5 protein-coding genes are annotated in these 6,795 nt (G+C 71.2%); 2 read left to right on the forward strand and 3 right to left on the reverse strand.

The genetic code is table 11. From position 1 onward, the window contains the following. Positions 1-285: 285 nt before the first annotated feature. Complete coding sequence (gene recA / locus KDK95_RS33410; protein ID WP_212522366.1) at positions 286-1,434, reverse strand: recombinase RecA; 1,149 nt, start codon at positions 1,432-1,434, stop codon at positions 286-288. Positions 1,435-1,859: 425 nt separating this feature from the next. On the opposite strand from recA, the gene KDK95_RS33415 reads away from it, so the two are divergent. After that, positions 1,860-2,648: an Ig-like domain-containing protein gene (locus tag KDK95_RS33415; RefSeq protein ID WP_212522367.1), complete on the forward strand. Its 789-nt coding sequence runs from the start codon at positions 1,860-1,862 to the stop codon at positions 2,646-2,648. 143 nt (positions 2,649-2,791) lie between these two features. Here the strand turns inward: KDK95_RS33415 and KDK95_RS33420 are convergent, their stop codons facing one another. After that, entirely contained in the window at positions 2,792-4,228 is a 1,437-nt protein-coding gene (locus tag KDK95_RS33420) for a GuaB1 family IMP dehydrogenase-related protein (RefSeq protein WP_307844879.1), read from the reverse strand. Positions 4,229-4,572: 344 nt separating this feature from the next. After that, a complete protein-coding gene (locus KDK95_RS37260) occupies positions 4,573-5,385 on the reverse strand; it encodes an acyltransferase (RefSeq protein ID WP_212522369.1) in 813 nt (270 codons plus the stop codon). A gap of 174 nt (positions 5,386-5,559) precedes the next feature. Between KDK95_RS37260 and KDK95_RS33430 the strand changes: the two genes are divergently transcribed. Continuing rightward, on the forward strand, positions 5,560-6,408 hold the full coding sequence (locus KDK95_RS33430; protein WP_212522370.1) for an MgtC/SapB family protein: 849 nt from the start codon (positions 5,560-5,562) through the stop codon (positions 6,406-6,408). Positions 6,409-6,795: the final 387 nt, after the last annotated feature.

Consider the following 6,795-nt stretch of genomic DNA (forward strand, 5'->3'; position numbering starts at 1 on the left):
CCCCACTGCCCCCGCCGCCGGCCATGCTCGACGCCTTCGGCCTCCACCTCCACGCCCTCGGACGCCCCCCACTGCGACTTGCGCCGCTCACTTCCGGACGTCACGTCAACCGCCTCCGACCCGGACTCCGAGTCCGCCGGCGTCTCCCACCGCCCGCGGCGTCGCGCGGGCGCCCGGGTGCCGGTTCTCCCCAGCCTTCGTTGGATTCCGGGCCCCGCGAGGCGACCTCGGACTCCGACGGCTCGCGCCGCCGGTCCGGAGCCGGAGGCCGCCTCGCCTGATCCGTCACTGCTCGGCGGCTGTGTCCGCGGCGGCAGCGGCCGCCTTGGCCCGCGACGCGCGCGGGGTCTTGGCGGTCGTGGCAACGGCCGGGGCCGCGGCGGGCTCGGCGGCGGCCTGGCGCGGCACGCCGTCGCCCGCCTCGGCCGGGGCGTCCAGGCGCGGGCCGACGCCCAGCTTCTCCTTGATCTTCTTCTCGATCTCGTTGGCGATGTCCGGGTTGTCCTTCAGGTACGTGCGGGCGTTCTCCTTGCCCTGCCCGAGCTGGCCGCTCTCGTACGTGTACCAGGCACCCGACTTGCGCACGAAGCCGTGCTCCACGCCCATGTCGATCAGGCCGCCCTCGCGGCTGATGCCCTCGCCGTAGACGATGTCGAACTCGGCCTGCCGGAACGGCGGCGCGACCTTGTTCTTCACGACCTTCACGCGGGTACGGTTGGCCACCGCCTCCTGGCCGTCCTTCAGCGTCTCGATCCGGCGCACGTCGAGGCGCACCGAGGCGTAGAACTTCAGCGCGCGGCCACCGGTCGTGGTCTCCGGCGAGCCGAACATGACGCCGACCTTCTCGCGCAGCTGGTTGATGAAGATCGCCGTCGTCCGCGAGTGGTTCAGCGCGCCGGTGAGCTTGCGCAGCGCCTGGCTCATCAGCCGCGCCTGCAGGCCCACGTGCGAGTCGCCCATCTCGCCCTCGATCTCGGCGCGCGGCACGAGCGCGGCCACCGAGTCGATGACGATGACGTCCAGCGCGCCGGAGCGGATCAGCGTGTCCGCGATCTCCAGCGCCTGCTCGCCGTTGTCCGGCTGCGAGATGTACAGGTTCTCGGTGTCCACGCCGAGCGCCTTGGCGTAGTCCGGGTCGAGCGCGTGCTCCGCGTCGATGAATCCGGCCAGGCCGCCGGCCCGCTGGGCGTTGGCCACCGCGTGCAGCGCGACGGTCGTCTTACCGCTGGACTCCGGCCCGTAGATCTCGATGATCCGGCCGCGCGGCAGGCCGCCGACGCCGAGCGCGACGTCCAGCGCGATCGCGCCGGTGGGGATGACCTCGATCGGCGCGCGGGTCTGGTCGCCCATGCGCATCACGGAGCCCTTGCCGAACTGTCGCTCGATCTGCGCGAGGGCCGCGTCGATCGCCTTCTCGCGGTCTGTACCCGCCATGGTCTCTCTGCCTCCGTGTATCGAAAACCGCCTAGTCCGGCTCGTCTTCCACGACGCTACCGGGCGCCACCGACAAGACCGCCCCACCCCGCCGACCGCCCGCACCGGGCGTTCGTCGAGGCAACTGTGCCACAGCGCGGCGCGACGGTGCGGCGAATCCGGAGATGTCCGGGCAGATCGTGCCCATTCCACCGGTCCAAGCGTCTCTTCTAGAACTATAGTTCGAAACCGCGTCGCTCCGCGCTCCCGCTCCCGGGTGAATCCCGGCGGGCTCGTCACCCGGTCGGAGCTGTCACTTCTGCGTACGCGATATACGCCGATTGCTCGATGTGACGACCCGTCACCCGCTGCGATCGTGATCACGTCGCCCCGTTTCCCGCGGAACCCCCGCGGCGGCGGCGATCAGGATCCAGGAGGTTCAAGCAATGTCCCGCATGTTCCATCGCGTCCTCGCCACGTCCGTGATCGGCGCCGCGGCCCTGGCCGCGCCCGTGACGGCCATGGCCGCCGACACCGGCGGCGGGGGCGGCAGCGGCACCGAACCCGCGCCGACGGCCGTCGTCGTGCACCTGCCCAAGCACGTCGAGGCGGGCCGGCCGGTGACCGTCACGGCCCGGGTGACCACACCGGAGGCCGCGCACCCGGGCGGCCCGGGTACGGACAAGCCCGGCCAGGGCGGCGACGACCACTCCGGCAAGGGCCGGCAGCACAAGGGCCCCGGGCACGGCAAGAAGCACAAGAAGCACCCCGGCAAGCGGCGGCACGCCGCGACCGGCAAGGTCGAGTTCTTCCTCGACGGCAAGCCGGAGACGCCGGTCGAGGTCAGCCACGGCCGGGCCAGCGAGCGGATCGAGATCCCGGTCGGCAAGCACACGATCTTCGCCCAGTACTCGGGTGACGACGAGCACCTGGCGGCCAAGTCCGCGCCCGTCACCTTCGAGCTGACGGCCGATCCGCAGGGCCCGGACGACCAGACGGGCGTCGGCGGCGACCAGAAGAACTCCGGCGGCGGCACGAGCACCGCCGGCGTCCAGAACGGCGAGCGGAGCGACGCCGTCGGCCCACTGCCCTGCGACGACGACCCGGACAACCCGGGCTTCGGCCAGGACGGCGGGAACCCGCCCGGGGACCAGGGCTGGGACGACTCGGACCAGGACGACCAGGGTCCTGGCCAGGACACCCCGAACCAGAGCGGAGACGAGGATCAGATCTGAGCGCTAGGCCTTAGCAGGCCGACCGACATCCGTTGATGCGCGTGTCGGCCCCGGACCGTAGACCGGGGCCGACACGTCAGCAGACCGGGGCCGACACGTCGGCGCAGAACGGCTCTACCGCTACCAGCTGCTGTGCAGCACCGCTACCAGCTGCTGTGCAGCGGCTTGCCCTCGGTGTAGCCCGCGGCGCTCTGGATTCCGACGACCGCGCGGTCGCGGAACTCCTCGATGGACCGGGCGCCCGCGTAGGTGAAGGAGGAGCGCACTCCGGCGACGATCGAGTCGATCAGGTCCTCGACGCCCGGGCGTCGCGGGTCGATGTACATCCGCGAGCTGGAAATGCCCTCCTCGAAGATCGCCTTGCGAGCCTGCTCGAAGGCCGAGTCCTCGGCGGTGCGCAGCTTGACCGCGCGGGCCGAGGCCATCCCGAAGTTCTCCTTGTACTGCCGTCCGTTGCCGTCCCGCAGGATGTCGCCGGGCGACTCGTACGTACCCGCGAACCAGGAGCCGACCATGACGTTCGAGGCACCGGCGGCCAGCGCCAGCGCAACGTCGCGCGGGTGGCGCACGCCGCCGTCCGCCCAGACATGCCTGCCCAGATCCCGGGCCGCCGCGGCGCACTCCAGCACCGCGGAGAACTGCGGGCGGCCGACGCCCGTCATCATCCGGGTGGTGCACATCGCGCCCGGGCCGACGCCGACCTTGACGATGTCCGCGCCGGCCTCGACAAGGTCGCGCACGCCGTCGGCCGAGACCACGTTGCCCGCGACGACCGGGACCTGCGGGTCGAGTGCGCGCACCGCGCGTAGAGCGGTGAGCATCTTCTCCTGGTGGCCGTGCGCGGTGTCCACCACGAGGACGTCGATGCCGGCGTCGAGCAGCGCCTTGGCACGGCCGACCACGTCGCCGTTCACGCCGATCGCCGCGCCGATGCGCAGCCGGCCCCGGTCGTCCACGGCGGGCGCGTACAGGGTCGCCCGGAGCGAGGACTCGCGGGTGAGCAGACCGGCGAGGGTGCCGTCCTCGTGCACGACGGGAGCGAGCCGGTGATGTCCCTTGCTCAGGCGCTCGAACGCCTCCTCGGGCGCGATGCCGTACGGTACAGTCAGCAGCTCGCGGGCCATGACCTGCCCGACCTGCGTGAACCGGTCGACCCCTTGGCCGTCGGCCTCGGTGGCCACCCCGACGGGCCGCTGACCCTCGAGTACCACCGCAGCGCCATGCGCGCGCTTCGGCAGCAGGTTCAGCAGGTCGCCGACCGTGTCGGTCGGCCGGACGGTGATGGGCGTCTCGTACACGACGTGCCGGGCTTTGACCCATGAGACGACCTCGGTCACCACCTCGATCGGGATGTCCTGCGGGATGATCACGAGGCCGCCGCGGCGCGCGACCGTCTCGGCCATCCGCCGCCCCGCGACCGCGGTCATGTTCGCGACGACCAGCGGAATCGTCGTCCCGGTGCCGTCCGTCGTGCCGAGGTCCACGCTGAGCCGGGAGCCGACGTCGGACCTGGCCGGAACCATGAACACGTCGTCGTAGGTGAGGTCGTACTGCGGGATGAGGTCGTTAAGAAAGCGCACGTAACGGCAGTCTACCCGCAAATCGCGACCCTCCCGCGACGGACGACGGCGCGCGGTTCGGGCTCGGCGCCGTCCAGGAACGGGAGGTCAGGTGCGCCTGGAACCGCTGCGCCGCGCCGTCGGGCAGCACCATGCCCTCCATCGCCGCAACCACGACGGCCCGCAGGAGCCGCGGCAGCACGTGGCAGCACGTGGCACGTCGGACGGCAGGGCATCCACGACGGGTGCGGCCGCTCGATGCGACTCCATTACGGAAGGCTCCATGGCGGAAGGCTCCCTTTCGGCCGAAGGCTCCCTTCCGGCCGAAGGCTCCCTTCCGGCGGAAGGCTCCGTTCCGGCGGCGATCAGGCGGGCGTGGGCGGCTTGGTGGTTTTACCGACGGACGGCGTTTCGAGGTCGGTGATCGACGGACCGGGCGCCTGGCGCAGGGCCGGTGTCGTGGGCTGGGCAAGTGAGGTGTCCGGGGCCTTGGGGAGCGAAGTGTCCTGGGCCGGTGGGAGCGAGGGCTCGGCGGACTGGCCGTAGGAGCGGGCGCTGCGCCACTGACCGTCCTCGTCGAGGCGGCGGACCACGCGGGCGGGCACGCCTGCGACGACGCAGTGGTCGGGGACGTCGCCGCGGACGACGGAGCCAGCCGCTACGACGACGTTGCGGCCGATGGCCGCACCGGGCAGGATCACCGCGCCGGTGCCGATCCAGGATCCGGCGCCGATGCTGACGGGCTCGTTGACCGGCCACTGCTTGCCGATCGGAGTGTCCGGGTCGGTGTAGCCGTGGTTCTGGTCGGTGATGTAGATGTATGGGCCAGTATATACGTCGTCGCCGATGTCGATGGACTGATGGCCGACGACGTGGCTGCCGCGGCCGAGGACGACGCCGTTGCCGATGCGGACGATCGGGGCGGGGCCGAGGTCCCGCTCGGGGATGAATCCGGCGGAGATGGTGACCTGGGGGCCGATCAGCGTGAAATGGCCCACCGAGATCCACCGCTCGCCAAGCACCGTGCCCTGTGGGAAGGCGATGGCGCTGCCCTCGCCGAAGAAGGCGAAGCGGCGGGCGGCCCGGGAACCGCTGGTGATCTTCCCGGCCTCGATCACGTTCCGCCAGGCCCAGTGCACCACGGGTTGGGCACTGACTCGGAGCCGAACTCTGCGCATGAGGTACACGGTATGCGATCACCATCGGCCGACCGGCGGTAACCCGTCGGGAAGCCCTCGCGCGTCCGCGCAAGACGCCGGTTTGCCGCCGTAAACCTGGGCCCTACAATGCTGAGCCACAAGACCCCGAACGACGATCCGCGTCAGCAACCGGCCTCAAGGGGAGGAGCGCTCGTGCACAGCGTGGAGTGGAACGACGTCATCAACATAGTCGTCGGCTGGGCCCTGACATTCGTACTCGGTTTCGAGCGGGAGGTGCGCGGCGCGCCGGCCGGCGACCGCACCTTCTCGATGATCGGCCTGAGCGCCGCACTGATCGGCGCGATCGCACCGCACTACCCGGCGGTACTCGGCGGCGCCGTGACCGGCATCGGCTTCATCGGCGGCGGGCTGTGCTTCCGTCAGGCGGTCAAGGAGGCGGACCACGAGCGGGAGATCCTGCACGGCGTGACGACCGCCGCCTCGATCTTCGGCGCCGCGGCGATCGGCGCGATCGCGGGCTGCGGCGACCTCGTCCTGGCCGTGGCCGCGACCATCGGCATCATGCTGTCGCTCGAGATCCGGCACATCCCGGTGCTTCGCTACATGGATGCGCGGCGTTGGGCGCACCTGTTCGCCGACGACAACCACCGCCACTTCAAGCTGCACGACATCGAGCACGCGCTCGCCCACCCGCACCAGGAGTACGGCGCGATCAAGTCCGCCGTACAGCACACACACGCTCACCCGCAGGCCGTGATCCCGGCTCAGGCCGAGGCTCCCGCCGACACCGCAGTGGCTGTGGCGGCTGCGGCCGCCGAGACTCCCAAGTCGGCGTCGCCGGGTGAGGCGAGCGAGGCGAGTGGCGCGGCCGCCGGAACCGAAGCCGCCGAAGCGGTGAACACGACGGTGCACGGCAACGCACACGAGGGCATGTCGCTCGTCGGGCCGATCGAGGACGAAAGCCTGGTGAAGGAAGCTGAGACCGCGAGCATCCTGGCCAACCAGGTGATCAGCGCGAGCATCGCCCGCAGCGGACGGTAAATGGAATAGGACGAGGAAGGGGAAGGGCGCAGGGGAAAAGGGGAACGCGGCGGCAACAGGTTGCAGTGGCACCAGCAGCAGCGGCGGCAGCGCCGCGGGTTGCGACAGCGAGCGGGGCATCAGTTGCAGTAGCGGCTCCGGCGACAGGGGCAAACCAGACGTTGCGGCAGCGGCAGCCGCAGATGCGGCGGCGGTTAGCACAGCAGGGGGACGGTCCTGTCGGCTTCGGCGCGTACCACGCTCGTCGGCCTCGTCGGCGCGGTAGGAGATCGAATCGGCTGCGGACATGGTCGCCGGGCGGCTGCCGGGGCGACGCAGGGGGCTGGGAGCGGTCCCGTCGCGGCAGGGGGTTGACATGTCGGCGCGGGGTGAGTTCGGGCGCTGATG

Origin of the sequence: Actinospica acidithermotolerans (assembly GCF_018139625.1) — a bacterium.
Taxonomy (GTDB): domain Bacteria; phylum Actinomycetota; class Actinomycetes; order Streptomycetales; family Catenulisporaceae; genus Actinospica; species Actinospica acidithermotolerans.

Coding starts and splice junctions, on each gene's coding strand:
- recA (WP_212522366.1), bottom strand. CDS start 1,434: ATGGCGGGTACAGACCGCGAGAAGGCGATCGACGCGGCCCTCGCGCAG.
- KDK95_RS33415 (WP_212522367.1), top strand. CDS start 1,860: ATGTCCCGCATGTTCCATCGCGTCCTCGCCACGTCCGTGATCGGCGCC.
- KDK95_RS37260 (WP_212522369.1), bottom strand. CDS start 5,385: ATGCGCAGAGTTCGGCTCCGAGTCAGTGCCCAACCCGTGGTGCACTGG.